Origin of the sequence: Streptomyces sp. NPDC051776 (assembly GCF_040681345.1) — a bacterium.
Classification (GTDB): Bacteria; Actinomycetota; Actinomycetes; order Streptomycetales; family Streptomycetaceae; genus Streptomyces.
This window is the reverse complement of sequence record NZ_JBFAYQ010000002.1, coordinates 274,989-301,417: the sequence shown is the minus strand read 5'-3', so window position 1 is coordinate 301,417 and position 26,429 is coordinate 274,989. Positions and strand designations below refer to the sequence as shown.

The following is a 26,429-nucleotide window of genomic DNA, read 5'->3' as shown; positions in this document are numbered from 1 at the left end:
CAGACGCCGGGCGGACAGACGGCAGACACACGGGCAGGCACAGCGCACACAGCGGTGGGGCGCCGGACCGGGTCCGGCGCCCCACCTCATGCCGCTCGGCAGTGTGCGGTCAGCTGTCGCCCTCGCGGGATCCCAACGTCACGTTCACCGTCGACGTCTTGCCGTCGCGCTTGTACGTGAGCTTGACCTGGTCGCCCGGCTTGTGGGTCCAGATCGTGCTGATCAGCGTCGGACCGCTGTCGATCACAGTGTCGTCCAGCTTCGTGATGACGTCGCCGGGCTTCAGGCCCGCCTTCTCCGCCGGACCGTTGGGCGTGATCGCCTCCGCGCCGCTGTTGCCGCCGTCCGGGATTCGGGCACCCTCGCCCTGGTCCCGGATGTCCACCTGGACCCCGATCACCGGGTAAACCGGCTTGCCCGTCTTGATCAGGGTCTCTGCGACGCGCTTCGCCTGGTTGATCGGGATGGCGAAGCCGAGGCCGATGCTGCCGGACTGCTGGGCGCCGTCGCCGCCGAGGCCGTTGCCCGCCGCCTGGATCGCGGAGTTGATGCCGATCACGGCACCCTGCGCGTTGAGGAGGGGGCCGCCGGAATTGCCCGGGTTGATCGAGGCGTCCGTCTGCAGGGCGCTCATGTACGAGGCGTTGCTGCTGGCGCCGTCGCTGGAGGCGACCGGGCGGTTCTTGGCGCTGATGATGCCCGTGGTGACCGTGCCGGCCAGGCCGAAGGGCGCGCCGATCGCGATGGTCGAGTCCCCGACAGCGACCTTCTTGTCGGAGTCGCCGAGCGGCAGCGGGCTGAGCTTCGCGTCCCCGGCGTTCTTGAGCTTGAGGACGGCGACGTCGTACCCCTGGGCCTTGCCGACGACCGCGGCGTCGTACTTCTTGCCGTTGGAGAACGTCGCGGTCAGCTTGCCGCCGTCGGCCGCCGAGGCCACGACGTGATTGTTGGTGAGGATGTGGCCCTGCTTGTCGTAGACGAAGCCGGTGCCGGTGCCGCCCTCACCCTGGTTGCCCTGCGCCTCCAGGGTCACGACGCTCGGAAGCGCCCGCTGCGCTATGCCCGAGACGGACTTGGGCGAGCGGTTGAGCACCTCGGGGTCGCCGGGGGCTGAGACGGTGGTCGAGTCGGAGCCGCCGTCCCCTCCCGTGGCGAGGATGGCGATGCCCGCGCCGAGACCGCCCGAGAGCAGCGCGGCGGCGAGCACGGTCGCGATGAACTCACGGTGACGCCGGCGCGGCGAGACACCGTCCGGGGGTACGGACTCGGGCGGGCCGGCCCATCCGCCCCAGCCACCGCCGGGCCCGCCGGATCCGCCCGAGCCGGGCGGAGGCGGCGGAGGCCAGCCCGCGCCACCGGCCGGGTGTGCGCCGCCCGGAGTCGCGTGAGCTCCGGGCCCGCCGGGCTGCCCCCCATGGGCACCCGGCGGCTGCTGACCGCCCGGTCCGCTCTCGGCCGACGACATCGCGGCGGGGTACTGGGCCGTCCGGGCGACGGTTTCGCCCTGCCCTGCACCCACCGGAGGAAGCTGCGCGGTCCGCTCCTCCGGCGCGGGCAGCGGGTAGTCCGAGTCCGTCGCGCCGTGCGTACGGCCCTGCTCGGCCGCACCGGCCGGCGGGACGGTCGGCGGCACGGGCGGTACGGGCGGCGTGGGCGGCGCGTGCTCCGCACGGTGGGCGGAGTCTGCGGTCGGTGCGCCGGACGCGGACGCGGGCCCGTTGCCCGGCGTCTCGGGCGCCGGCTCCGCATCACGCGGAACGGCAGCGCCCTCGTTCTCGGTGCTCACAGCTTTCTCCTCAGGTACACGTCAGTCGCTCGGTCGCGACGCTACGTCAGTATTCATCGGTCACGGCCCACGTAACCCAGTCTCCCTGCCAGCATTTCCCACAGGGCGTCAGAGCGCCGTAAGCAGTGACAGCGCTTGGACCGCCATCTTTTATCCCGGACGATTCGGACGCATCCGCTGACTTCCGGGGCGGAGGCCGTGCGAGCGGTATCCCGCCGGGCGGTGGCACCATAACGCGGTGACCTCTGCGCATCCGGCCCGCGGCCTCCGTCCGGGGCCGCACACGATTTCCGTGGTAGCCCACCGCGGCGCGTCCGAGGATGCCCCTGAGCACACCCTGGCCGCGTACCGCAAAGCGATCGAGGACGGTGCCGACGCCCTCGAGTGCGACGTTCGGCTCACCGCGGACGGCCATCTCGTCTGCGTGCACGACTGGCGGGTCAACCGGACCTCCAACGGCCGCGGCGCAGTCTCCGCCCTGGAGCTCTCCGACCTCGCGGCCCTCGACTTCGGCTCCTGGAAGCAGGGCGACGCTGTCCGCGAGACCGGCGAGTCCCCGGACTGGGACGAGCACGGGCTGATGGACCGCACCTCCGTCCTCACCCTGGAACGCCTTCTCGAACTCGTCTCGGGCGCCGGCCGCCGCGTCGAGCTCGCCATCGAGACCAAGCACCCCACCCGCTGGGCGGGCCAGGTGGAGGAGAGACTGCTGCAGCTCCTGCGCCGCTTCGGCCTCGACAGCGCGCCGCCCGGGGAGCGCTCGGCCGTACGGGTCATGAGCTTCTCGGCCCGCTCGCTGCACCGCGTGAACTTCGGAGCGCCGGACGTCCCCACCGTCTACCTGATGCAGTTCCTCTCGCCGCGCTACCGCGACGGGCGGCTTCCGGGGGGCACCCGCATCGCCGGGCCGAGCATGCGAATCCTGCGCAACAACCCCGGCTACGTCGAGCGCGCGCACCGGGCGGGGAACCGCGTCCATGTGTGGACGGTCGACGCTCCGGCCGACGTGGCCCTCTGCCGGGACCTCGGGGTCGACGCCGTGATCACCAACCGCCCGCGGCAGGTGCTCACCCAGCTCGGCCGGGCTTAGGCCGGGTCTTCCGGCACGACCCGCCGAATCTCCCGCGAATCCCCTGACGAACCCCAGAAACCGGCCCGTTCCTCACAAGGAGTGCACCGGCGCGTTCGGTACGTATCCGATCATTACAAGTGCGCCACGGGATCGCAGTTGGCCGGTTTCCGGTCCAGTCCAGGGGGGCATCCATCCCGTGGCGTGGGGCAAAGGAGGTCTCGGGGGTGGCGTTGGTGGTGGCACAGGATGTGCCGACGTCGTCGATCATGGCCGTACCCCATGGTCCAGCGGGCGTGGGTGAAGCGCGGCGCAGAATGCGCGAGGGACTCCGGATCAGCGGAGTTCCCGAGTGTGTCGTCGACGATGCCGTCCTCGTACTCTCCGAGTTGCTCAGCAATGCGTACCGGTACGCCCGCCCGCTGCACGACGGGATGAACGGGGACGGGCCTGGCGCGGTCCGCGCCGCCTGGGGCGTGGACGAATTCGGCCGGCTCACGGTCGAGGTGACGGACGGCGGCGGTCCGACCCGTCCGCTTCCGGCCACTCCATCGGTCACCGCCCGCGGCGGCCGCGGCCTGAACATCATCACCGCACTCGCGCAGGACTGGGGCGTGCGTGACAACGCTGCGGGCGAGGTCACCGTGTGGGCCGTTCTCATCGCATCGCCGCGGCGCGCCGGTATGTCTACGCGCGTGGGGGTCCCGGTGCTGGAAGTCGCCGAACTCTTCGACGGCTTCGACCAGTCGAGCGGTCTCGACTGACCTGTCCCCGGCACCGATCCGCGCACGACGGAACGGTGCGACGGCACGCGCGACGAACCTTGCGCACGCGGTGGACGCCACGCGGGTACGCACCTCGGTACGCCTGTCCCGGCGCCGTACGACAGGGCGGCCGGCCTGCGGAACGCCGCACCCGGCACGGCGAAGGACTAGGCTCGGCGGCCAAGAATCGACGCCGTAACGGAGAAACCGACGCCATGGCCAAGAAGCGCCCTCAGACGAAGGCCAAGACCTCCGGCAGGACCGCTGCCCCCCAGGTCTCCGATGGAGACATTCCGGTCGTCGGCGCGCGCGAGCCCTGCCCCTGCGGTTCCGGCCGCCGCTACAAGGCGTGCCACGGCCGGGCCGCGGCCCACGCCGTGGCCGAGCTCGTACAGCGCCCCTTCGAAGGGCTGCCGGGCGAATGCGACTGGGTCGCCCTGCGCGAACTCGTCCCCGCCGCGACCGTGGAGCTCAACCTGAAGAGCGGGCTGCCCGAAGGTGTCCCGGCCGTCACGCTCGCCACCGTCCTGCCGATGGCCTGGCCCGCGCTGCGCCGCGAGAACGGCTCCGTGCTGCTCGGCCTGCAGAACGACACCGCGTCCGGGGACATCAGCCGCGACATCGCCGACGTGCTGCGGCGCGCCCTGGAGGCGAAGCCCGGCAGCCCGGTTGCCGCGGAGCGCGTGCCGGCCGACAGTCCGCGTCTGCAGGATCTGATCGACCCCGAGGCTCCGTTCACACCGGTCGTGCACAGCGGCTTCGAGTTCTGGCTCGAGGACTCGGCGAACTCCTCGCCGGAGGTGACCGCTTCGCTGGAGCGGGCGAACGAGGCCGCGATCCCGACGGCCCGGCTCTCCGGAGTGGAGGCGGCGTACTGGTGCCGGACGCCGGAGAAGAACCATCTGCGCTGGGTCATGCCGCACCCCGAGGAGAAGCTGATCGACGCCCTCGCGCGGCTGCATGCCGCCGGGACGTCGGGCTTGGGCGAACACACCCGTCTCGTCGGCTCGTTCCGGGCCCACGGCCTCGTGGTGCCGGTGTGGGACCTGCCGGGTGCGATGGAGGCCGACGACGTCGAGAAGCCCGCGCAGGAGTTCGCCGAGCGGCTCACCGAGGCCCTGGCTTCGGACGCGCCGCTGACCCCCGAGGAGCGGCGGGCGCGCGGTGGACTCACCAACCGTCAGGTGACGCTGAGCTGAACCCGGGTTGAGCCGGTTCGGGGGGAGCCGGTTCCGGGAGAGCCGGTTCCGGGAGAGCCGGTTCCGGGAGAGCCGGTTCCGGGGAGAACCGGTTCCGGGGAGAGCCGGTTCCGGGGAGAGCCGGTTCCGGGGAGAGCCGGTTCCGGGGTGAAGCGAACCGGAGACCGAGCCGAATCCGGGGGTGAATCGGGTGGGCCAGGAACGGAATCTCCCGGCCCACTTCCGCATCCGGACGTGACTCTCGTCACAACTCCCCCTACTGAGCGGTAAATCGGGACCCTGATATCCGCGATTGAATTTGCGAATGGCGGATCTCTTGTTACGGTTCTGGAAGCCCGGTCGCTGGTGCATCCCCCGTCGCCAGCGACCGGGCGTTTCCATGCCCGGATGCGGTCGTCCCCCTCAACCCGCCTCGGTTTCAGGGGCGTTGCTCCCGGTGCGCAACAGCAGCCGGTCCGAGCCCGCCGACGCGATCTCCGCCACCGCCGCGTACACCTCGCTTTGCGACAGCTCACGCTTGGCGCCACCCGCCTCCTCCCGTGCGGGTGTTGCGAGGGAGGCGCTGCCGGACCTGCGCGGCGTCTCGCACGTTCCCGGATCGCCCCCGGCCTCCAGCGTGCAATGCACCTGCAGGGTCCGGCCGTCCGGGCCCATCAGGCTGAGGACGGCGCGCAGCGTACGCCCCGTGGTGTTGCGGTAGTACGTGCGCCCCCAGGTCTCGCTGCCCTCGCTCTGGACGCAGGTCTGCGCCTCCAGCCCTTCGGGAGAGGAGAGTTCGGGGCCGCAGCGAGAGGTGCCGGCGAGCTGCAGCCCGGACAGCAGCCCTGCCGTGCCGCCGGCCGTGAGAGGGGAGCCGCCTTCAGCGCTCCCGGCGTCGCCGGCCCCGCGGGCCTTCTCGTCGCCCTTCGGCGCCGGAGCGGCCGAGAGCGAGAAGGACGGTGCGGCGGGCGGGGCTTCGGGCCGGGCGCTGCGGTCGCCCAGGCCCACCGGGCCGGCCGACGCCGCGGCCAGGGGGAGTACGGCGGCGAGGACCACGGCGCCGACGAGAGCGGCAGCCCGGAGGTTCGACCCGCGCGGATTCGGCGCCTGCTCCATGAGGACCTACCTGCAACTCGCTGAGAACGCTTGACGGCAGGCCGAACATATCGGTCAGAGCGGGGTTCTCCGGATGGCAGAGGTCGTTTCCCGTGCAACTCCGCCCGGCTCGTACCCGTACGAGTGAACGCACACCCGAGACGGGCAGCAGCACGCGTCGAAGCCGTGGCGGGGCGGCAGTTCGGGTCGCTCGTCACGTGCGGCCCCCCACGGGGGGTCAACGGGCGGTTCGGTGCACCCCACCGGCTCCACCCGGCGACCTCCGGTCCCGCAACGTCGCGCCCCTCAGTAGGCGAGGCGACAGTAGGCGAGGCGACTTCCGCCCTCAGTAGGCGAGGCGGCTTCCGCCGCCGGGCGCGCGTGTGCTCGCCTCGACCAGCGCGTCCACGACCGTGGCGACATCGGGCAGCCACGGCGTGTCCCCGCCGTCGCCCGGCTCTTTCCGCGCCCGGGCCCTGCCCGTGCGCCGCCCGGTCGCAGGTGCGTCGCCGGGTGCCTCCGACGCGGGCCGCGGAGCGCGCTCCCAGCGGACCAGGCCGAGTCCGGTCTGGGAGGGCGGCAGGACCACATAGCCGCCGTCGCCGTGGAAGCGCAGCGAACCGGGCACCCACTCCTGCTGGTGCAGCAATTCGCCCAGCACCTCCAAGGAGTAGGGCGCCACGAGGATCGACCACCGTGTCGGGGTCGCCACGACCGGCCCGATCCGGACGCCCATGGCGTCGAGTTCGGTGAGCGCATGCGATGCGGCAACCGCCGGCAGGCTCACGGCACACGGCGCGCGCCCCCCAGTGGCCAGCACGACGGGGGCAGCCGGGCGGTTCTCCCACCACCACCGCACCATCCGCTCGTCGGTCGTGGCGGCGAGCAGTCCGGGGTCGAACGGGTGGGCACCGGGCACCACACAGTCCGGGTGCGGACAGGCGCAGTCGTACGCGCCGCTGCCGCCGGGCTGGAGCCCCACGCCCGGGAGGACCGGCCACTGCCACGCGGTGGCGCAGGTGAGCGCCGCCGTGAGCATGTCCGGCTTCCCGCCGCGCCTACGCCTGGGCAGGAGCCTGCGTCGCCTTCCGAGGATCTCGCGCATGAGCGCTCGTTCCTTTCCGCTAAACGCCGAGGGTGGGGCCCCGCCGGAGCAGGGAGAACCAACGCGTCCTCACAACACGCTGTACCGGTGTACCGCCACCGGAGGTACGGATTTACCTAGTGCACCGATCTCTGTGCCGTCGAACTGCAGGGCAGTACGTGGCGCTCCACGAAGCCGTTCAGATCGTTCACGCCGTGTGGATCATTCGTCACTGCGCGTTCTCGAGCAGCGCATCACGTCGCGGGCCGGGCGTGGGACATGGCGGGGGGTGGCGCATGCATGGCGCTTGCCGTCCTGAACTGCTCCCCCTGCTCGCGGCAGGGACCCCACGCCAATCGGGGACGGGCGCCGTTGCCGACTAGGACGTTCGAGGTCGCCGCGAGGTTCCGGGGCGGCCCCCAACTGCCCCTGCCCTTCTCCGAGTACGTACCCAGCACGATGGAGGTGACGCGTTGTGGATTGCCTTCAGTCGAGCGCAAATCGGCGGGAGTGAGGCGGTTTTTCAGCCAAGTTAAGAACCTCGCAGACACCAACGAGCCCGTCGGCACAGTGCTGGACACACCCCAGGCCTGCGTGTAGATGTGGAGGCATTGGTAGCGGCGCAGCATGACATGGGGGTTTGTGATGCTATTGCGAAGAATGCAACGCCTGGACCGTCCCGCGACAACACACGAAGAAACGCTGCTATTCAGAACAAATAGGACAGACAAAGAGGTGGTCAACGCCTCAGGTCCGGCGGCGCGGCGCACCCGTTCGGGAAGTTGCAGGCCATGAACTCCCACCATCCGCCGAAAGTGGCTGGAATCGATCCGGTACTTCCCGCCCCCTCGCATAATGCGTCACCCGCCGGCCCCTCCGCCCCGCACCGGGCCGACCCCGCCGAGGACGTACCCCCCGCCGTGCAGGAGATCAGCCCGGTCGACCAGCTCGCCGCGATCCAGGACCGTCTCGCAGGCTGGATCTCCGATCTCACGACGCTGCACGAGCTGACCGAGCGCCTCGCCCGTATCGGCTCCCTCGACGCCGCACTGCACGAACTGCTGCGCGCCGGTGCCGCACTCGTCGGCGCCCAGCGCGGCCTGATCGTGCTCCGGCCCGCCGACGGCCGCGGCCCGGAGACCACCGTCGGCCTCGGACTCGGCCCCGCCGAACTCGGCACGATCGAAACCATCCCCCGCAGCGCCGCCTCGTACGGCCGGATCCTCGACGGCCTGCCCGAGCACGACGGCGGCGCCCGCACCGAGGTCGCCCACCCCGACCTGCGCAACGAGCCGGATCTCGACCCCCGCCAGCGCGAGGTCGCCGCCCGCCTCGGCTACGCCGCCAGCTACGCCATCCCGCTCGCCACCGAGAGCGCGGGCCGCCTCGGCGCCGCGGTGTGGCTCTACGACGAGCCGACCGAGCCGGTCGAGCGGCAGCGCCACCTCGTCGGTCTCTACACCGACTACGCCACCGAGCACCTCGCCCGCGAGCTGGAGCTGGCCCGTGCCCGCGCGACCGCCGACACCATCCGCGAGGAACTGCTGCCGAGCCGGCTGCCCCGCATCCCCGGTGTGCGCCTGGCCGTACGGCACCGGACGGGCCCGCGCGGAGGCGGCGACTGGTACGACGCGCTGCCGCTGCCCGAGGGCGCGCTCGGGCTGGCCGTCGGCAGCGTCACGGGCTCCGGGCCCAGCGCCGTCGCCGCCATGGGCCGGCTGCGCGCCTCGCTCCGGGCGTACGCGGTCATGGAGGGCGAGGACCCGGTGGCCGTGCTCTCCGATCTCGAACTGCTGCTGCGGCTGACCGAGCCCGCCCGGTCGGCCACCGCGCTCTTCGCCTACTGCGAGCCGTCCGGGCTCACCCCCGACGCGGGCAACGCCCGGCACGTGGTGCTCGCCGGAGCAGGCCACTGCCCGCCCCTGGTCATCGGCGACCACCGCGCCGAGTTCGTGGAGACCTCGCTGTCGGCGCCGCTCGGGATGCTCTCCTGCTGGGAGGCGCCCAGCGTCGAGTTCGACGTCGAGCCCGGCGAGACCGTGCTCGTCTACAGCGACGGGCTGCTGCACCGCACCGGCGAACCCATGGACCGGGCCTTCGCGCGCCTGCACGCGGCCGCGGCGAGCGTGCCCGCCACTCTGCGCGACGATCCGGATGCCGTCGCCGACCACGTGCTGCACTCCGTGCTGCCGGACGGCCGGGACGCGGTGGACGACCCCGAGGACGTGGTCCTGCTCGCCGCCCGCTTCGACGTGGTCTGAACCGGCCCCGCCCACCGCCGCCGGGCCGGGCATGGCTGGTCAGGCACTCTCCGGTGGTCTTCCCTCCGCCCATACCATGAGGGGGATCCCACTCGAGGAGGATGCCGTGACCGACCAGCCCGCGCCCGAGAACCCCGAAGGCGACGAGCCGATCAAGCAGCGGAAGAACGGCCTGTACCCGGGCGTCTCCGACGAGCTTGCCGAGAACATGAAGGGCGGCTGGGCCGACACCGAGCTGCGCGACCTGCAGCCGATCGAGCAGGCCCCGCACTGCGCCCGCCGCCGCGCCGCGCTCTCCGCGCGGTTCCCCGGCGAGCGCCTGGTCATCCCCGCGGGCAACCTCAGGACGCGGTCGAACGACACCGAGTACCCCTTCCGCGCCGCGACCGAGTACGTGCACCTGACCGGTGACCGGACCCAGGACGGCGTCCTCGTTCTGGAGCCGTCCGACGACGGCCACGACGCGATGCTCTACCTGCTCCCCCGCTCCAACCGCGAGAACGGCGAGTTCTGGCTCGACGGCCAGGGCGAACTGTGGGTCGGCCGGCGGAACAGCCTTTCCGAGGCGGAAGCGCTCCTCGGTCTGCCCGCCCGGGACGTGCGCAAGGCGGCCGAGGAGCTGACCGCCCTCGACGGTCGGGTCCGCATCGTCCGCGGCCACGACGCCGGTCTCGAAGCCGCCCTCGCGGAGAAGCTGGACGACAAGCGTGACGAGGAACTTCGGGTCTTCCTCAGCGAGCTGCGCGCCGTCAAGGACGAGTACGAGATCGGCCAGCTCCAGGCGGCCGTCGACTCCACCGTCCGCGGCTTCGAGGACGTCGTGAAGGTCCTGGACAAGGCCGAGGCCACGTCCGAGCGCTACATCGAGGGGACCTTCTTCCTGCGCGCCCGCGTGGAGGGCAACGACGTCGGCTACGGCTCCATCTGCGCGTCCGGCCCGCACGCCACCACCCTCCACTGGGTGCGCAACGACGGCCCGGTCCGCTCCGGCGACCTGCTCCTCCTGGACGCCGGCGTGGAGACCCACACCCTCTACACCGCGGACGTCACCCGCACCCTGCCCGTCAACGGGCGCTTCAGCGCGAGCCAGCGCAAGATCTACGACGCGGTGTACGAGGCGCAGGAGGCCGGTATCGCGGCGGTCAAGCCGGGAGCGAAGTACCGCGACTTCCACGACGCGGCGCAGCGCGTGCTCGCCACCCGGCTCGTGGAGTGGGGCCTGGTCGAGGGTCCTGTGGAGCGGGTGCTCGAACTCGGGCTGCAGCGCCGCTGGACCCTGCACGGCACCGGCCACATGCTCGGCCTGGACGTGCACGACTGTGCCGCCGCACGGACCGAGACATACGTGGACGGCGTGCTGGAGCCGGGCATGGTGCTCACCGTCGAGCCGGGCCTCTACTTCCAGGCGGACGATCTGACGGTGCCGGAGGAGTACCGCGGCATCGGCATCCGGATCGAGGACGACATCCTCGTCACCGCGGACGGCAACCGGAACCTCTCGGCCGGGCTGCCGCGCGCCGCCGGCGAGGTCGAGTCGTGGATGGCCCGCCTCAAGGGCTGACGCGTGCGCGGGCTGGGGGCGCCCTGAAGTCCTTCCGGACTCAGGACGCCTTCAGCAGTGCGTCCTCACGCCACTTGAGGATCTTGTCGAAGCTCACCACCGCGCCCTGGCCGGGGCGGTTGCGGAAGTCGACGTGGTCGGCGAGGGCCTCGATCAGCCAGAGTCCGCGCCCGTGTTCGCGGTCCGCGTCCACCGGGACGGGTACGGGCGGCGGGGGAGGGACCGCCGATCGCAGGGACGTGCCCTGGAGTACGCGCCCGATGGGGAAGCCGGGACCCGAATCGGTCACCTCGATACGGCATTTGTCGCCGTCGAGATAGGCGATCACGCGATACGCCCCGGACGAACCGTCCGACGACGAGTCCCCTCCGTGCTCCACCGCGTTCGCACACGCTTCGGTGAGAGCAAGAGAGAGATCGTAGGAAATGTCGGGATCGACCCCGGCTGCCTCCATCGTGCCGAGCAGAAGCCGCCGGGCGAGCGGGACACTCGCAGCCTCTCGCCGCAGATGGAGCGACCACCAGATGCTCATGCTTCAGCCTCCAGGCTGCGGCTCGACATACGGTTACGTATTGCCGTCCAAGCCGGTACATAAGCCCGGGATTGATGTGACTACGCTCATTCGGCGGATGTGCGGCGTCATGCCGCCGGTGTAAGGCGATGGGAAGTTGCCCGGGAATTCACCCCTGCCATGTGAAACGGGTGACCTCGGTGCGATGATGGCGCAGCCATGTCCGCCCATCCCCCAGGCGGTCGGCTCCCCGCAGGGGGCAGCACGCCCCGCACTGCGGCCGCGCCGGCCGGCGCCGATCTGCGACTGCTGCGGGCCGCGGTGTTCGCCGCGGTCTGCGTGGTGTTGTCCGCGTCGGGGCACGTTCTGGCGTCGTGCGCCGGGGTGCCGTTGTGGGCACTGGTCACCGGATTCCTCGCGGTGTTCGCCGCTGCCGTGGCCCTGGCCGGGCGCGAGCGGACGCTCCCGGGGATCGCGGGCGGACTCGCCGTCGCACAGCTCGCGTTGCACGCCCTCTTCCGGCTCGCGCAGCACCTCGCGGCCACGCAGCACCTCACGGCCGCCCAGGCCCGCCCCCGCCGGCTCTCGGACGGAGCGCTGTTCGCCCTCGCGGTACGGGTCGTGTGCGGCGGCGACGGGGTACCGCCCCGGCTGACCGCCGAGCAGGCCCGGTGGATCGTCACCGCGTCCGGCATCGCCCCGTCGGGCACGCTGCCGCACGGGTCGGGCGCGGGCGGGCACTCCGCCCATGGGATGGGTCGACACACCGCGGTCCACCAGGCCTCCGATGCGCTGGCCCCGTCCGCAGCCGCCTCGCCCCTGCCGCCCCTCGGGGACGTTCCGCTGCCATCCCTTCCGATGCTGCTGGCGCATCTGCTCGCCGCGGTCGCTCTGGGCCTGCTGCTGCGCCGCGGCGAGCAGGCGCTCTTCCGACTGGTCCGGCTGTCGGCGCGCGGGGTGGCGGACGGCGTGGCCGAGGGCGTCGCCGAAGGGGCGCTCGTACGGTCGCTGCGCGCCGCTCTCACGCTCGTACGCGCCCTGCGGACCGGACTGCCCGGGGCACCCGGCGGGTTGCCGCTGTCCCCCGGCATCGCCCCCGCGGCCGACAGGAACGGTCCGCGGTGTCCCGCGCTCGCGCACTCCGTGGGCCGGAGAGGGCCGCCGCGCCGCGTCCCCGCGACGTAGACGCATGACGACACCCAATACCGGCAAAACCGGATGAATCCGGTAGGTACGTCGGATGCTGTCGCGTCTCCGCCGCACGCGCGCCATCTCGTCCGACTCATCTGCCTGTGGAGTGTCCGCAACCATGAAGATCTCGCGTATCCCCGTCGCCGGCGCCGTCGCCGCCGGTACCGTCCTGCTCGCCGCGGGACCCTGCTTCGCCCACGTCAGCGTGCAGCCCGGCGAGGCCGAGAAGGGCGGCTACAGCACGATCGCCTTCAAGGTCCCGAACGAGCGCGACAACGCCTCGACCACGAAGCTCGAGGTCAGCCTTCCGGCCGACCACCCGCTGGCCTCGGTCATGCCGCAGCCTGTTCCGGGCTGGGACGTGAAGGTCACCAAGTCCAAGCTCGACAAGCCGCTCGAGATGCACGGCGAGAAGATCACCGAGGCCGTCACCAAGGTCACGTGGACCGCGAAGGGCGACGGCAGGATCAAGCCGGGCCAGTTCCAGCAGTTCCCACTCTCGGTCGGCCAACTCCCCGAGGACGCCGACCAGTTGGTGTTCAAGGCCCTCCAGACGTACGACAACAAGGAGGTCGTGCGCTGGATCGAGGCGCCCGCGGCGGGAGGCGAGGAGCCGGAGAACCCGGCGCCCGTCCTCAAGCTCACCGCGCCCGCCGAGGGCGAGGGAGGCCACAGCCACGGCGGCTCGGACGACGCCAAGTCCGGGCAGGAGCAGGCCGGTGGCGAGCACGGCGGCGACCACGATTCCGCGGCGGCCGAGGCCGCTGAGGGCGACAGCAGCGACACCACCGCCCGTGTGCTCGGCATCGCCGGCATCGTCGTGGGCGTGGCGGGTGTCGCGTTCGGCGTCCTCGCCGGTCGCCGCCGCTCCGCCTGACCCGGCGCCTGCGGCCCGTACCGACCCATCCGACGTCCCGACCCGACCTACGTACCGATCGACCGACGTACCGACCCGACCTACGTACCGACCCGACCGACGTACCGATCGACCGACGTACCGACCCGACCTACGTACCGACCACTTTCCTCCGGGATTTCTGACACATGCGCAATTCCAGCGTGCTCGCCGCCGCGCTCGCCGCGGCGGCGGCACTGACCCTGACCGCCTGCAGCAGCGGTGACGACGGCGGCGGTCCCGCCATCCGCGACTCCGCGCCCGCCCCCAAGGCCGCGACCGTCCTCGACCAGCCGTTCAACAAGCCCGACCTCGTCCTGACGGACACCAAGGGCAGGAAGTACGACCTGATCGAGGAGACCAAGGGCCACCCGACCCTGCTCTACTTCGGCTACACCAACTGCCCCGACGCCTGCCCGTTCACGATGAGCAACGTCGACATCGCCATGCGGAAGCTGTCGCCCGCCGAGCGGAAGAAGCTGCGGGTCGTCTTCGTCAGCTCCGATCCGCAGCACGACACCCCGAAGCGGCTCGGGGAGTGGCTCAAGCAGCAGAACCCTTCCTTCATCGGGCTCACCGGCGACTTCGACACCATCCAGGCGGGCGCCCGCAGCGTCGGCATCTATCTGGACAAGCCGAAGAAGCAGAAGGACGGCACCTGGTCCTCCTCGCACGGCACCCAGCTCCTGGCCTATCTCCCCAAGGACGACAAGGCCCACGTGCTCTACAGCAAGGACGCCACGGCCGAGGACTACGGCAAGGACCTGCCGAAGATCGTCGAGGGACGGACGCCGTGAGCCGCCGGACCACCGGCCTCGCCGGGGCGCTCGCGGTCACGGTCGCCTTCGCCCTGTCCGGATGCTCGGAGTCCGGCTCCGGCGCCGGAGCCGATCTCAAGGCCGAGGGCGCGTACGTGCCCCAGCCGGTCATGGCCGACATGGCCAGCGGCTATCTGGTCGTACGGAACACCGGGGACGCCGAGGACCGGCTCACCTCCGTCACCAGCGACCTCTCCGACGACGTGACGATGCACCGGACCACCGGCGGGACGATGGAGCGGGTCGACTCCCTCAGGATCCCGGCGGGCGGAGCGCTGAAGCTCGCACGCGGCGGCAGCCACCTGATGTTCATGAAGCTGAAGCACAAGCCGCGGAAGGGCGAAAAGGTGTCCGTCCGGCTCCACTTCGCGAAGTCAGATCCGATCGAACTGGACGTCCCCGTCGAGGCGGCCGGCTTCGCACCACGGAAATGAGGGACTGACGCCATGCCAGCCGCTGCCCCCTCCTCCGTCCTCCCGTCCCCGGCCGCGCCGCACCGCCGGCCGGGCGGGCGATCCGCCAGGCGTTCCGCGGCCGTGACCCTGCTGCTCCTGGTCGCCGCCCTGTTCTGCTCGCTGCTCGCCGGGGCCTCCACCGCCTCGGCGCATGCCGCGCTGATCACCAGCGACCCGAGGCAGGGGGCCGTGGTCGACACGGCGCCCGAGGAGGTCACGCTCACCTTCTCCGAAGGCGTCGCGCTCTCCGACGACGCGATCCGCGTGCTCGACCCGGAGGGCAAGCGCGTCGACACCGGCGAGGTGCGAGATCTGAGCAGCGGGACTGTCGTCAAGTACGGCGTCGGGGTGGAGTCCGGGGTTTCCGACGGCACGTTCACTGTGGCCTGGAAGGTGGTCTCCGCTGACAGCCATCCGGTGGCGGGCGCGTTCACCTTCTCCGTCGGCGCCCCCTCGAAGACCTCGGTCGCCCTCCCGCAGGAGCAGGGCGGAGGCGTGGTCGGGATCCTCTACGGGACCGCGCGGTACGCGGCATACGCGGGGTTCGTCCTGCTGGCGGGCGGCGCGGCGTTCGTGCTGGCCTGCCGTCCGCGGGCGGCGGCCGAACGGCCCGTGCAGCGGCTGGTCGTCCGGGGCTGGGCACTGCTCACCGGTTCCACCATCGTGCTGCTCCTGCTCCGCGGCCCGTACACCGGCTCGGGCAGGCTTGCCGACATCGCGGATCTGGGTGTGCTGCGGGCGGTCCTGGAGAGCAAGCCGGGTGCGGCGCTGGCGTCGCGGCTGATGCTGCTCGGGGTCGCCGCCCTCTTCGTCGCCGTGCTCTTCGGTTCCTATGCACAGCGCACGAACGCGAAGGAACGCAAGGACCTCGCCTTCGGCCTCGCCATTGGCGGAGCGGTCGTGGCGACCGGTACGGCCGCGACCTGGGCGATGTCGGAACACGCTTCGACCGGCATCCAGTCGGGACTGGCCATCCCCGTCGACATCGTGCACCTGCTGGCGGTCGCGGCCTGGCTCGGCGGACTGGCCGCTCTGTTCGTCACGCTCCGGACGGAACCCTCGGTTGAGCGGTCCGCGGTGCGGCGCTTCTCTCGGCTGGCGTTCGGCAGCGTGCTGGTGCTGGCGGCGACCGGGGTGTACCAGTCATGGCGACAGGTCGGCTCGTGGTCCGCCCTGACGTCGACGTCGTACGGGCGCACGCTGCTGATCAAGATCGGCCTGGTGGTGGTGCTGGTCGGCGTCGCCGCGATCTCGCGGCGCTGGACCTCGCGGCTGCCGGAGGCTGCTGCTGAGCGGGACGGCGAGGCGACGGACCCGGGCGGCGAGGGCTCCGGCGATAGCGCCGATGACTCGGGGGGCGCGGACCGGGCCGAGGCGTCCGGCACCGGGGACGACAGCGCGGACCGCGACAGCGGAGGGGGCGGCGGACGGAGCGGCGGCAGCGACGGCGAGCGGGACGGCGGACAGGCCGGCGGCAGCGACGGCGAGCGGGTCGGCGCCGGTGGCCGCGAGCCCGTCCCCGTACCCGCCGACCCCCACCGCACCGCCCAGCTCGAACGCCAGCGCGCCGCCCGCGCCGCAGCGCTCCGCAAGCGCGCACGGGACGCGGACCCCGAACGCTCCGGACTGCGCCGCTCCGTCCTCATCGAGGCAGCGGTCGCCGTGGTGCTGCTGGCCGTGACCACCGCGCTGACCAGCACCGAGCCCGCGCGCACGGAGGAGGCGGTACGGGCGGCGAGTGGCGCGGAGTCGGCCCGGCCCGCGGGCCCCGTCTCGCTGCGGATGCCGTTCGACACCGGCGGCGAGGACGGCAAGGGGACCGCCGAGATCGAGGTCGACCGGGCCAACGCCCTCCTCGACGTCCGGCTGAAGCGGCCCAACGGCAGGCCGCTCGACGCTCCCGAGGTGAAGGTCGCATTCACGCTGGCGTCCAAGAAGCTCGGGCCCCTACCCGTCCTGCCTCCGCGAGCCGAGACAGGGCACTGGGCTGCCAGAGGCGTCCAGATCCCGATGCCGGGCACGTGGGAGATCGCGCTGACCGTACGCACCACGGACATCGACCAGGTGACCGTGACGAAGGAACTGAAGATCGGCTGATGGCGGACCACGGCAACGACACCTCGGCCAGGGCGGCAGGCAGCGGCCCTCGCAACGGCGTCTCCGGAGAGGGCTCCGCAGCACCGGCGCTCTCCCGGCGGCGGCTGCTCGGCACCGCGGGCGCAGCCGGCGCGGCGGGGCTGGCCGTGGGTGCCTCGGGCGGCGTCCTCGGCATGACGATGGCCGGCGGCGAGGCCCGGGCCGCGCTTGCGACCGTGGGCTCGACGGCCGCCGCCTTTCACGGCAGGCACCAGTCGGGCATCACCACACCGCTGCAGGCCCGCGGGCACCTCATCGCCTTCGACCTGGCCCCGGGCGCGGGCCGGAAGCAGGCGGCCGCCCTGCTGCGCCGCTGGTCGAGGACGGCCGAGGAGCTGATGGCGGGCCGCGCCCCGGGGGACGACACCGGGGTCGCCCTCGATGCGGGCCCCTCCTCCCTGACGGTGACCTTCGGTTTCGGCCGCACCTTCTTCGATCGCACGGGTCTGGAGGATCGGCGACCGGCTGCTCTGGAGCCGCTGCCGGACTTCTCCTCCGACGAGCTCGACCGGGCTCGCGGCGACGGAGACCTGTGGGTGCAGATCGGGGCGAACGACGCCCTGGTCGCCTTCCACGCCCTGCGCGCACTGCAGAAGGACGCGGGCGGCACGGCCCGGCTGCGCTGGCAGATGACCGGATTCAACCGCTCGCCCGGAGCGACCTCCCGGCCGATGACGGCCCGGAACCTGATGGGCCAGATCGACGGCACACGGAACCCGAGGCCCGAGGAGAAGGACTTCGACGAGCGGATCTTCGTGCGCCCGGGCGGGGAGCCGGCGTGGATGGCGGGCGGTTCGTACGCGGTGGTCCGGCGGATCCGGATGCTTCTGGACGACTGGGAGGAGGTGCCGGTCGAGCGTCAGGAACAGGTCATCGGGCGGCGGAAGTCCGACGGCGCCCCGCTGTCCGGCGGAACCGAGACGACCCCGATGGACCTGGAGAAGAGGGATGCCGGCGGCCGGCCGGTGATCCCGGCGAATGCGCACGCGCGGATCGCCTCGCCCGAGACGAACGGCGGAGCCGCGATGCTGCGCCGGCCCTTCTCGTACCACGACGGCTTCCGGGAGGACGGCTCCCCGGACGCCGGACTGCTGTTCGTCTGCTGGCAGGCGGATCCCCTGAAGGGCTTCATTCCGGTGCAGCGGAAGCTGGACCGCGGGGACGCGCTGTCGCGGTTCATCCGGCACGAGGCGAGCGGCCTGTACGCGGTACCGGGCGGCTGTGAGCCGGGCGAGTACGTGGGTCAGCGGCTGTTCGAGGGGTGAGACGCGGCACGGGGTGCTGATCCGCGCGGCTACGCTGGGCGGCATGTCAGCGAGCCGCTACACCTATCTCGGACCCGAAGGCACCTTCACGGAGGCCGCCCTCCGCACGCTGCCCGAGGCGGCCACCCGCGAGCTGATGCCGATGGTCTCGGTGCCGGCCGCGCTGGACGCCGTACGGTCCGGGGACTCGGCTGCGGCGCTGGTGCCGATCGAGAACTCGGTGGAGGGCGGGGTCACCGCGACCCTCGACGAACTGGCCACCGGCGAACCGCTGATGATCTACCGCGAGGTGTTGCTGCCGATCGCCTTCGCCCTGCTCGTACGCCCCGGAACGGCGCTCACGGACGTGAAGACGGTGACCGGGCACCCGGTCGCGCAGCCGCAGGTGCGCAACTGGCTGGCGGGGAACTTGCCGCGCGCGCAGTGGGAGTCCGCGGCGTCGAACGCGGACGGGGCGCGGTTGGTGCAGGAAGGACGCTACGACGCAGCGTTCGCGGGTGAGTTCGCGGCCCCGCGGTACGGCCTGGAGCCGCTGGTCACCGACATCCATGACGCGCACAACGCGGCGACCCGCTTCGTACTCGTCGGGCGCCCCGCCCGGCCCGCGGCGCGCACCGGTGCTGACAAGACCTCCGTGGTGATCTGGCTCGGCGACGACCACCCGGGCGCGCTGCTGGAACTGCTCCAGGAGTACGCGGCGCGCGGGGTGAACCTGATGCGCATCGAGTCGCGGCCCACGGGCGAGGGCATCGGGCGTTACTGCTTCTCTGTGGACTGCGAGGGGCACATCGCGGACCGGCGGGTGGGCGAGGCGCTGATGGGCCTGAAGCGGATCTGCCCGAATGTCCGCTTCCTCGGCTCGTACCCGCGTGCGGGGGTGAGTCCGTCGGAGGTGCAGCCGCTGCGGCACGGGACGTCGGACAGTGAGTTCACGGCGGCTTCGGACTGGCTGAACCGCTGCATCGACGGGCGGGCCTGACGCGCGTCCGCGGTGCGTTGCGCGGCTCTGATGCACGGGTGACCGCGCGGTGGTTCACACCCTGTGGGAAGGGTGGAGTTATCCACGAAAGTTATCCACAGGCTGGATTCCGAGGCTGGGGACAAGTCGACATGGCGAGCCGACATCGTCGACAAATCTCCCTAGACCCCACATGGCCCCCCACGGGTCCTCGGACCACCCCTCGTCATCCCAATTCCCCTGACCCATCCCTGCGGGTGAGCCCTTCGGCGCAATTGCCACCCGAACGAGGGTGTGACCAAGGTTTGGGAGGGGAATTCTTCGCCCTGCACCACAACGGACGGAATGATCAATTCCAACTTCCACAGATCTTCCTCACAGCCTGTGGATAAACCGCGCGACCATCGAGTCCCCTGTGGACAACTTGGCCGCAGACCGCCCCCAACTCCCGCTCCATGCAAGGGAAGTAGGTCATCCCGGCGCGATACACATGCCCCTATTCAGCGAATGCCGACCGAAATATTGACCCTGACCCTGAAACTTCACAAATACTTCGAAAACGGGCAAAGGGTACGCATGGGAATTGCGGGTCGAGGGGCGGCAGTGCCCACCGGTAGCCTGGTGGGGTGATTGACCTTCGTCTGCTCCGTGAGGACCCCGACCGTGTCCGCGCTTCCCAGCGCGCCCGTGGAGAGGACGTCGCACTCGTCGACGTACTGCTCTCCGCCGACGAGCGGCGCAGGTCGTCGAGCGTCCGCTTCGACGAGCTCCGAGCCGAGCAGAAGGCCCTCGGCAAAATGATCCCCAAGGCATCCGGCGACGAGAAGTCGGAGCTTCTGAAGAAAGCTGGCGAGCTGTCGGCCGCGGTGAAGACCGCCGACGCCGAGCAGGACGAGGCCGCCGCGGAGACCCAGCGCCTGCTGCTCCAGCTCGGCAACCTCGTGCACCCGGAGGTCCCGGTGGGCGGCGAGGAGGACTTCACCGTTCTGGAGACCATCGGCACCCCGCGCGACTTCGCGGCCGAGGGCTTCGAGCCGAAAGACCACCTCGAGCTGGGACAGCTCCTCGGCGCCATCGACGTCGAGCGCGCCGCCAAGGTCTCGGGCTCGCGCTTCTACTACCTGACGGGTGTCGGCGCGCTGCTCGAGCTCGCCCTCGTCAACGCCGCCATCGCGCAGGCGACGGAGGCGGGCTTCATCCCGATGCTCACCCCGGCGCTGGTCAAGCCGCACGCGATGGAGGGCACGGGCTTCCTCGGCCAGGCCGCCGAGAACGTCTACCACTTGGAGAAGGACGACTTCTACCTGGTCGGCACCTCCGAGGTCCCGCTCGCCGCGTACCACATGGACGAGATCATCGAGGCCGGCCGGCTGCCGCTGCGGTACGCGGGCTTCTCGCCCTGCTTCCGCCGGGAGGCCGGCTCGTACGGCAAGGACACCCGGGGCATCTTCCGGGTGCACCAGTTCGACAAGGTCGAGATGTTCTCGTACGTCACTCCGGAGGACTCGGAGGCCGAGCACCAGCGGTTGCTGGAATGGGAGAAGCAGTGGCTGACCGGCCTGGAGCTGCCCTTCCAGGTCATCGATGTGGCCACGGGCGACCTGGGTGCGTCGGCCGCCCGCAAGTTCGACTGCGAGGCGTGGATCCCGACCCAGGGGAAGTACCGCGAGCTGACGTCGGCCTCGAACTGCACCGAGTTCCAGGCGCGCCGCCTCTCCGTACGGATGCGCGACGGCAAGCATGTACGCCCGCTGGCGACCCTCAACGGCACGCTCTGCGCGGTGCCGCGGACCATCGTCGCGCTGCTGGAGAACCACCAGCAGGCCGATGGGTCCGTTCGCGTCCCCGAGGTGCTGCGCCCGTACCTGGGCGGCCGTGAGGTGCTGGAGCCGGCGGGCAGGTGAGCGCCGACGGCACCGCCCCGCTCCCGTACCGCCTCATAGCCACCGACCTCGACGGCACCCTGCTGCGCGGCGACGGCACGATCTCGCCGCGCTCGCGCGACGCGCTGGCCAAGGTCACGACCGCCGGCGCGGCGCACATCGTCGTCACGGGGCGGGCCGTGCCGTGGGCCCGGCACATCCTGGACGACCTCGGCTACCGGGGCCTGGCGGTTTGCGGTCAGGGCGGGCAGGTCTACCACGCGGGCGAGCACCGGCTTCTGACGTCGGTGACGCTCGACCGCCGGCTCGCGGAGGTGGCGCTCGCCAAGATCGAGGCGGAGACGGGCCCGCTCTCCCTGGCCGCGAGCCGCGACGGCCTGCGGGGCGAGTTGCTGACGGGACCCGGATACCGTCTGCACGAGGGGCCGCTGCCGGTGACGCGGTTCGAGGACCGCGCCGCGCTCTGGTCCGCGCCGCTGAACAAGATCTACATCCAGCACCCGGGCCTGGACGACGACGAATTGGCCGGTGCGGCGGCCAGTTCGGCAGGACACCTGGTGGGTGTGACGGTGTCGGGCCGGGGCATCGTCGAACTCCTGCCGCTCGGGCTGACCAAGGCCAGGGGCCTCTCCCTCGCGGCCCGCCGCCTCGGCATGAAGGCCGCGGACACCGTCGCGTTCGGCGACGTGCCCAACGACGTCCCGATGTTCAGATGGGCGGCGTACGGCGTCGCCATGGCCAACGCCCACCCCGACCTCAAGGCCGTCGCCGACGAGGTCACCGCCTCGAACGAGGACGACGGCATCGCGGCGGTCCTGGAACGCTTCCTCGCCGAGGCGGCCTGAGGGGCATCTCGCGCATCGCGCAACGTTACTCGTACGCCCGTCCGATCGTTGTCCATGACGCGTGGAGGCAACTGGAGTTCGAGGCGTCGTAGAGCATGTGAAGTGGCGGATTGCCGGGCGGCAGAACCGGTCATGGAGTACGTGGCACACGTGAGCAGCTTCCGCTCCTGGTCCCTGGATACGGGCGTTCCTCAATCGTTTCCGGCATGAGTGGAGGGCATTTCCGTGCCACCCGAATCCGCATTGATCGAGTCGCGTGCACTGCGCGACAGCCTCACCGAACGCACCGGCGTCCTCGACAAGGTCAAGGCGCTGGCGATGCTGCCCGACGGGCTGCATGTGACGACGCGCATGGTGGCGGCCTACTTCGAGGTCTCGGAGGAAGCCGTCAAGACTGTGGGCAGGCGCCACCGTCAGGAGCTCCAAGGACATGGGATGAGTATCCTCCGGGGCTCTGACCTGCAGTTCTTTGAAAGGGTCAACTTGACCCTTTCAAATGAGAGTTATCCACAGGGGCGTGCACACCTCACCGTGTTCACCCGCCGGGCCGTTCTCAACGTCGCGATGCTGCTGCGCGACAGCGAGGTCGCCCGGCGTGTGCGTACTTACCTCCTCGATGCCGAGGAGGGGGCGCGTACGTCCGCACATCCTCCCGCCGGATTCGTGTCGCTGGAGGCGCTCGTCGGCGATGCGGCGTCGAAGGCCGCTGAGCGCGTCCTGCGGGGGCCGATCGGCGACCGGCTCACCGCCGTCGAGACGGGCCTCGGCGAGGTCGGGTCGGCGCTGCGCGAGCTGGGGCCGGTGATCGCCGGGATCTCCGTCCGTCTGGAGCGGATCGATCAGCGACTCGACGACGCGAACCGCGTCGTGTGCGCCATGAGCGAGCGGCTGGCCGGTCTCGGCGAGGACATGGGAACGGTGCGGGAGGATATTTCCGTCCTCGGCCGGGACGTGGCCGAGTTGAAGCAGCGCTCCCGCCGTCCCGGCCACGGGCGCGGCAAGGGCAGGTGACCTGAGGGACGGAAGCCCTCGCGGCTCCTCCTCCCGTCACCGACGGCGCTGCCCGGGCCCTCGTACGAGTGCGGGGCCCGGGCAGCGCCCTTCGTTTCCCTGGAACAGCGGGACGGCTACTCCTCGCCCGCCAGTGTCAGGGCGCGGAGCTTCTGGCCCGCGTACAGCGTCGCCACCACCGTCACCGACGCCAGCAGCGTCCCGGCCAGCGGCAGTGCGACGTCCGAGGTGACCAGCGATCCGCCCGCCGTCTTCTCGGCCAGGGCGAGGGCCCACTGCTGGACGCTGAGGGTGCGGGCGCCCGGGACCAGGTTGCCGAAGAGCGTCTCCCACACCAGGGCGTAGACGAGTCCGACGACCACGGCGTGCCGGGTCAGCGTGCCGAGCAGCAGGAACAGCGCGGCGTACGCCACGGAGGCCGCCATGGCCGCGACCGTGTACGCGAGGGCGATCTGCTGGCTGTTGCCGTTGAGCAGGAAGCCGGCGATGAGGGTGGGGACCGCCGAGAAGGCGATGGTGATCCCGATGGCGACGATCAGCTTGGTGAAGATGATCGCCGGCCGTTTCACCGGCTTGGCGAGGAGGTAGACGATCGATCCGTCGTCGATCTCGGGACCGATGGCGCCCGTTCCCGCGATGACGCCGATCAGGGGCACCATCGCTGCCAGCGCGAAACCGCCGAGCACACTGGTCGCGATCTGGTCGTCCGCGCCGCTGAGCATGCGGACGAGCAGGGAGATGGCGAGCAGGAGGCCGGGGAGCAGGAAGAGGATCAGCGCCCGGCGGCGTCCGAGCACGGCCCGGTACGTGAGCCGGGCGACCGTGGGGTTGTACATCGGTTCAGGCTCCTTCAGGCCGCGACGAGGTAGGAGAAGACGCTCTCGAGGGACTCGTCGGAGGGCGAGACCGTCAAGAGCCGGATGCCGTGCTCACGGGCGACCCGCGGGAGCAGCTCGGTGAAGCGCGGGAAGTCGACGGCCTGAATGCGCAGCGCCTGCTCGGTGACGTCGACCTCGATGCCCGCCGTGGACGGGTCGGCGATCAGCGCGGCGGCGAGCGCGCGGTCGTCGCTGGAGCGTACGAGGTAGCGGTGCGGGCGGTCGGTCATCAGGCGGCGGATCTTGCGGAAGTCGCCGGAGGCCGCGTGCCGCCCGGCGACCACGACCTCGATGTGGGAGGCGAGTTGCTCGACCTCCTCCAGGATGTGGGAGGAGAACAGGACCGTACGGCCCTCCTCGCCCGTCCTGCGCAGCAGGTCCATGAGCTGCATGCGCTGCCGCGGGTCCATGCCGTTGAACGGCTCGTCGAGCAGCAGCACGGACGGCTCGTGGACCAGCGCGGAGGCCATCTTCACGCGTTGCCGCATGCCCTTGCTGTATGTGGCGATCTTGCGCTTCTCGGCGTACTCCATCTCGACCGTGGCCAGCGCCTTGCGCGCGGCAGCGCCCGGGTTGGGCAGACCGTGCAGTTCGGCGTTGGCGAGGACGAACTCGTGGCCCGTGAGGAAGTCGTACATCGCCTCCCGCTCGGGGACGATGCCGATCTGCCGGTAGGCCTGCTCGTTGCGCCAGACCGTGGCGCCGTCGAGGGTGACGGAGCCGGTGGAGGGGGCCAGGAAGCCGGCCATCATGTTGATGAGGGTGGACTTTCCTGCGCCGTTGGGGCCGAGCAGCCCGGTGACGCCGGGGCCGATCGTCATGGTGATGTCGTTGACGGCGACGACGTTCCCGAACCAGCGGGACGTGTGATCGATGCTCAGGGTTGTCACAGTCCGACCTTTCGGTAACGGCGCATCAGCAGCGCGTACGAGCCGGCGATCAGCCCGAGGACGACCGCCAGGTAGACGAGCCCGGCGAGCGTGCCGGGCGGACCGTAGCCGCCGACGAAGCCGGAGTTCGCGCCGAGGAACTTCGTCTGCACCCCGTCGATGAGGGTGATGGGCGAGAACAGGCCGAACCAGCCCACCATGTCGCGGTTGCCCTGTTCGTAGGCGATGGCCTGGATGGTGGACACCGCTGCGTAGGAGATGGTCAGTACGCCGATGACGGCGGCGACGCCGAAACCGCGGCGCGGGGTGAGCGCGGCGATGACCAGGCCGATGCCGGCGAAGAGCAGGGAGAGCAGAGCCACGGAGACCAGTCCCTGTGCGAATCCCTTGGTCTGATCGATGAAGTCGAGCTTGGCGAGCAGCGACCCGGCATACAGGACGAGGAGCGGCGCCGCGGTCAGCACGAACATGGCCGATGCCATCGCGCCGAGCTTCGCGAGGACGTAGTCGCTGCGCTCGATGGGGCGGGAGAAGTAGAGCGTCACGGTCCGGAAGCGCAGGTCGCGCGAGACGGACTGGGGTGCCTGGGAGGCGATGTAGAGACCGATGACCGGTTGGAGGTAGAGCGCGTACTCGGTGTAACCGACGGCCAGTTCCTTGGCCTTGATGAAGATGGCGACCGCGACGATGATCGCCGCGGGCAGGCACATGACGGCGAACAGCAGCATCGGCAGGACTTTGGACTTCGCCGAGCGGCCGAGGCCGTACGCGCCGCGCAGGCTCTGGACGAACAGCGAGCGGCGCCCGTAGGCGCGGCCGAGGCGCGGCCCGTCGTAGGAGCGGTACCCGATGTTGTGGATACGCGTGGGGTCCCCGGCCTGGGCCGGAACGGTGGCCGGGGTGGTGGTCTCATGCGCCACGGCGGCCTCCTCCAATCTCGTCCTCCGGACGGAAGACTTCGGCGATGTGGTGGCGGCGCTGCTCCATGCGCACCAGTCCGAGTCCGAGATCCGCGACGGTGTCCCGGACCGTGTCGTAGGTGCTGTCATCGGTCACGTCGAGCATCAGGACGTGGCCCGCCCCTGGCGCGCGCCCGCCCGCTTGGGTCTCGAGGCCCAGGGCGGCGAGGGCGTCGCGCAGGGCCTTTGTGCCGTCCGTGTGCTTGTCGGTGTCGGTGACCTCGACCGCGATGGTCGCGGTGGTCTGGGTGAAGTCCTTGGTGGAGCTGGAGCGGAGCAGCGTGCCGCCGTCGATGACGACGACGTGGTCGCAGGTGCGCTCCAGCTCGCCGAGCAGGTGCGAGGTGACCAGGACCGAGATGCCGAAGTCGGTGTGGACGCGGCGGATCAGGCCCAGCATCTCGTCGCGGCCGACGGGGTCCAGGCCGTTGGTGGGCTCGTCGAGGAGGACGAGCTGCGGGTCGTGGACGAGCGCCTGGGCGAGCTTGACGCGCTGCTTCATGCCGGTGGAGTAGCCACCCATGGGGCGGTATCGCTCTTCGTAGAGCCCGACGTGGCGCAGGGTGTCCGCGGTGCGCTCCCGGGCGGCGGTCGGGGGGAGCCCCGACATGCGCGCCATGTGGACGACGAACTCGGTGGCCGAGACGTCGGGCGGGAGGCAGTCGTGCTCGGGCATGTAGCCCACGCGCTCGCGAATGGCGCCGCCCTCGGTGGCGACGTCGAGGCCGAGCACGGCGGCACGGCCCTCGCTGGCGGGAGAGAGGCCGAGCAGGATCTTGATCAAGGTCGACTTGCCGGCCCCGTTGGCACCCACCAGGCCGGTGACACCCGGCGTGATGTCCACGGTGAGCCGGTCGAGGGCGGTCACCCGTGGGAACCGCTTGCTGAGGCTTTCGGTCGCGATCACAGTCACGCCCTCGACGGTAGTGGCGGACA

Annotated in this window: 23 protein-coding genes; 15 read left to right on the top strand and 8 right to left on the bottom strand. The window is 71.2% G+C overall.

Annotated elements, in window-relative coordinates; translation table 11 throughout:
* Positions 1–109 precede the first annotated feature (109 nt).
* A complete protein-coding gene (locus tag AB0M26_RS03335; RefSeq protein ID WP_365253687.1) occupies positions 110–1,786 on the bottom strand; it encodes a trypsin-like peptidase domain-containing protein in 1,677 nt (558 codons plus the stop codon).
* Between the two features lie 238 nt (positions 1,787–2,024).
* On the opposite strand from AB0M26_RS03335, the gene AB0M26_RS03330 reads away from it, so the two are divergent.
* The 3 genes from AB0M26_RS03330 (at position 2,025) to AB0M26_RS03320 (ending at position 4,818) form a co-directional block, all read left to right on the top strand.
* Positions 2,025–2,876, top strand: coding sequence for a glycerophosphodiester phosphodiesterase (locus tag AB0M26_RS03330; RefSeq protein ID WP_365253684.1), 852 nt, complete (start codon positions 2,025–2,027; stop codon positions 2,874–2,876).
* Between the two features lie 119 nt (positions 2,877–2,995).
* The gene (locus AB0M26_RS03325) at positions 2,996–3,619 is read left to right on the top strand and encodes an ATP-binding protein (RefSeq protein ID WP_365253681.1); all 624 of its coding nucleotides are present in this window, start codon (positions 2,996–2,998) and stop codon (positions 3,617–3,619) included.
* 215 nt (positions 3,620–3,834) lie between these two features.
* Positions 3,835–4,818: a DUF5926 family protein gene (locus AB0M26_RS03320; RefSeq protein WP_365253679.1), complete on the top strand. Its 984-nt coding sequence runs from the start codon at positions 3,835–3,837 to the stop codon at positions 4,816–4,818.
* 402 nt (positions 4,819–5,220) lie between these two features.
* Here AB0M26_RS03320 and AB0M26_RS03315 read toward each other — a convergent pair whose 3' ends face one another.
* Both AB0M26_RS03315 and AB0M26_RS03310 read right to left on the bottom strand, forming a co-directional pair.
* Positions 5,221–5,913 (bottom strand): hypothetical protein, encoded by a 693-nt coding sequence (locus tag AB0M26_RS03315; RefSeq protein WP_365253676.1) that lies wholly within the window; start codon positions 5,911–5,913, stop codon positions 5,221–5,223.
* Between the two features lie 325 nt (positions 5,914–6,238).
* Positions 6,239–6,997, bottom strand: coding sequence for a bifunctional DNA primase/polymerase (locus AB0M26_RS03310; RefSeq protein WP_365253673.1), 759 nt, complete (start codon positions 6,995–6,997; stop codon positions 6,239–6,241).
* 770 nt (positions 6,998–7,767) lie between these two features.
* Between AB0M26_RS03310 and AB0M26_RS03305 the strand changes: the two genes are divergently transcribed.
* Both AB0M26_RS03305 and AB0M26_RS03300 read left to right on the top strand, forming a co-directional pair.
* Positions 7,768–9,237 carry a PP2C family protein-serine/threonine phosphatase gene (locus tag AB0M26_RS03305; protein ID WP_365253671.1) on the top strand — a complete coding sequence of 490 codons (1,470 nt, stop codon included), beginning with the start codon at positions 7,768–7,770 and terminating at the stop codon, positions 9,235–9,237.
* Between the two features lie 106 nt (positions 9,238–9,343).
* Positions 9,344–10,798 carry an aminopeptidase P family protein gene (locus AB0M26_RS03300; RefSeq protein ID WP_365253668.1) on the top strand — a complete coding sequence of 485 codons (1,455 nt, stop codon included), beginning with the start codon at positions 9,344–9,346 and terminating at the stop codon, positions 10,796–10,798.
* 40 nt (positions 10,799–10,838) lie between these two features.
* Here AB0M26_RS03300 and AB0M26_RS03295 read toward each other — a convergent pair whose 3' ends face one another.
* Complete coding sequence (locus AB0M26_RS03295) at positions 10,839–11,330, bottom strand: ATP-binding protein (protein ID WP_365253665.1); 492 nt, start codon at positions 11,328–11,330, stop codon at positions 10,839–10,841.
* Between the two features lie 198 nt (positions 11,331–11,528).
* Here AB0M26_RS03295 and AB0M26_RS03290 point away from each other — a divergent pair, with 198 nt between their 5' ends.
* The 10 genes from AB0M26_RS03290 to AB0M26_RS03245 all read left to right on the top strand — a co-directional run bounded on the left by AB0M26_RS03290 (position 11,529) and on the right by AB0M26_RS03245 (position 22,766).
* Positions 11,529–12,494, top strand: coding sequence for a hypothetical protein (locus AB0M26_RS03290; protein ID WP_365253662.1), 966 nt, complete (start codon positions 11,529–11,531; stop codon positions 12,492–12,494).
* A gap of 124 nt (positions 12,495–12,618) precedes the next feature.
* Positions 12,619–13,377, top strand: a complete 759-nt coding sequence (locus AB0M26_RS03285; protein ID WP_365253659.1) for a YcnI family protein — start codon at positions 12,619–12,621, stop codon at positions 13,375–13,377.
* Positions 13,378–13,544: 167 nt separating this feature from the next.
* A complete protein-coding gene (locus AB0M26_RS03280; protein ID WP_365253656.1) occupies positions 13,545–14,192 on the top strand; it encodes an SCO family protein in 648 nt (215 codons plus the stop codon).
* Entirely contained in the window at positions 14,189–14,647 is a 459-nt protein-coding gene (locus AB0M26_RS03275) for a copper chaperone PCu(A)C (RefSeq protein WP_365253653.1), read from the top strand. Before AB0M26_RS03280 ends, AB0M26_RS03275 begins: the two co-directional genes overlap by 4 nt.
* A 12-nt stretch (positions 14,648–14,659) precedes the next feature.
* The gene (locus tag AB0M26_RS03270; protein ID WP_365253650.1) at positions 14,660–16,765 is read left to right on the top strand and encodes a copper resistance protein CopC; all 2,106 of its coding nucleotides are present in this window, start codon (positions 14,660–14,662) and stop codon (positions 16,763–16,765) included.
* Positions 16,765–18,069 carry an iron uptake transporter deferrochelatase/peroxidase subunit gene (gene efeB / locus AB0M26_RS03265; protein WP_365253647.1) on the top strand — a complete coding sequence of 435 codons (1,305 nt, stop codon included), beginning with the start codon at positions 16,765–16,767 and terminating at the stop codon, positions 18,067–18,069. The genes AB0M26_RS03270 and efeB overlap by 1 nt, the downstream gene beginning before the upstream one ends.
* Positions 18,070–18,112: 43 nt before the next feature.
* Positions 18,113–19,048, top strand: a complete 936-nt coding sequence (gene pheA / locus AB0M26_RS03260; protein ID WP_365253644.1) for a prephenate dehydratase — start codon at positions 18,113–18,115, stop codon at positions 19,046–19,048.
* A 605-nt stretch (positions 19,049–19,653) separates the two neighbouring features.
* Entirely contained in the window at positions 19,654–20,931 is a 1,278-nt protein-coding gene (serS, locus tag AB0M26_RS03255; protein WP_365253641.1) for a serine--tRNA ligase, read from the top strand.
* Complete coding sequence (locus AB0M26_RS03250) at positions 20,928–21,755, top strand: HAD family hydrolase (protein WP_365253638.1); 828 nt, start codon at positions 20,928–20,930, stop codon at positions 21,753–21,755. Before serS ends, AB0M26_RS03250 begins: the two co-directional genes overlap by 4 nt.
* Positions 21,756–21,980: 225 nt before the next feature.
* Complete coding sequence (locus AB0M26_RS03245) at positions 21,981–22,766, top strand: hypothetical protein (protein ID WP_365253635.1); 786 nt, start codon at positions 21,981–21,983, stop codon at positions 22,764–22,766.
* A 116-nt stretch (positions 22,767–22,882) separates the two neighbouring features.
* Here AB0M26_RS03245 and AB0M26_RS03240 read toward each other — a convergent pair whose 3' ends face one another.
* Genes AB0M26_RS03240 through AB0M26_RS03225 form a run of 4 tightly spaced genes read right to left on the bottom strand, consistent with a single transcriptional unit; the run spans position 22,883 to position 26,406 of the window.
* On the bottom strand, positions 22,883–23,602 hold the full coding sequence (locus AB0M26_RS03240) for an ABC transporter permease subunit (protein ID WP_365253632.1): 720 nt from the start codon (positions 23,600–23,602) through the stop codon (positions 22,883–22,885).
* Between the two features lie 14 nt (positions 23,603–23,616).
* Positions 23,617–24,534, bottom strand: coding sequence for an ABC transporter ATP-binding protein (locus AB0M26_RS03235; protein WP_365253629.1), 918 nt, complete (start codon positions 24,532–24,534; stop codon positions 23,617–23,619).
* Positions 24,531–25,454, bottom strand: a complete 924-nt coding sequence (locus AB0M26_RS03230; RefSeq protein WP_365253626.1) for an ABC transporter permease — start codon at positions 25,452–25,454, stop codon at positions 24,531–24,533. Before AB0M26_RS03230 ends, AB0M26_RS03235 begins: the two co-directional genes overlap by 4 nt.
* On the bottom strand, positions 25,444–26,406 hold the full coding sequence (locus AB0M26_RS03225; protein WP_365253623.1) for an ABC transporter ATP-binding protein: 963 nt from the start codon (positions 26,404–26,406) through the stop codon (positions 25,444–25,446). The genes AB0M26_RS03230 and AB0M26_RS03225 overlap by 11 nt, the downstream gene beginning before the upstream one ends.
* Positions 26,407–26,429: the final 23 nt, after the last annotated feature.

Bases quoted from the DNA above. Each gene is read 5' to 3' on its own strand.
- AB0M26_RS03285 (WP_365253659.1), top strand. From the start codon at position 12,619: ATGAAGATCTCGCGTATCCCCGTCGCCGGCGCCGTCGCCGCCGGTACC.
- AB0M26_RS03315 (WP_365253676.1), bottom strand. From the start codon at position 5,913: ATGGAGCAGGCGCCGAATCCGCGCGGGTCGAACCTCCGGGCTGCCGCT.
- AB0M26_RS03310 (WP_365253673.1), bottom strand. From the start codon at position 6,997: ATGCGCGAGATCCTCGGAAGGCGACGCAGGCTCCTGCCCAGGCGTAGG.
- AB0M26_RS03240 (WP_365253632.1), bottom strand. From the start codon at position 23,602: ATGTACAACCCCACGGTCGCCCGGCTCACGTACCGGGCCGTGCTCGGA.
- AB0M26_RS03295 (WP_365253665.1), bottom strand. From the start codon at position 11,330: ATGAGCATCTGGTGGTCGCTCCATCTGCGGCGAGAGGCTGCGAGTGTC.
- AB0M26_RS03290 (WP_365253662.1), top strand. From the start codon at position 11,529: ATGTCCGCCCATCCCCCAGGCGGTCGGCTCCCCGCAGGGGGCAGCACG.
- efeB (WP_365253647.1), top strand. From the start codon at position 16,765: ATGGCGGACCACGGCAACGACACCTCGGCCAGGGCGGCAGGCAGCGGC.
- AB0M26_RS03280 (WP_365253656.1), top strand. From the start codon at position 13,545: ATGCGCAATTCCAGCGTGCTCGCCGCCGCGCTCGCCGCGGCGGCGGCA.
- AB0M26_RS03320 (WP_365253679.1), top strand. From the start codon at position 3,835: ATGGCCAAGAAGCGCCCTCAGACGAAGGCCAAGACCTCCGGCAGGACC.
- AB0M26_RS03270 (WP_365253650.1), top strand. From the start codon at position 14,660: ATGCCAGCCGCTGCCCCCTCCTCCGTCCTCCCGTCCCCGGCCGCGCCG.
- pheA (WP_365253644.1), top strand. From the start codon at position 18,113: ATGTCAGCGAGCCGCTACACCTATCTCGGACCCGAAGGCACCTTCACG.
- AB0M26_RS03305 (WP_365253671.1), top strand. From the start codon at position 7,768: ATGAACTCCCACCATCCGCCGAAAGTGGCTGGAATCGATCCGGTACTT.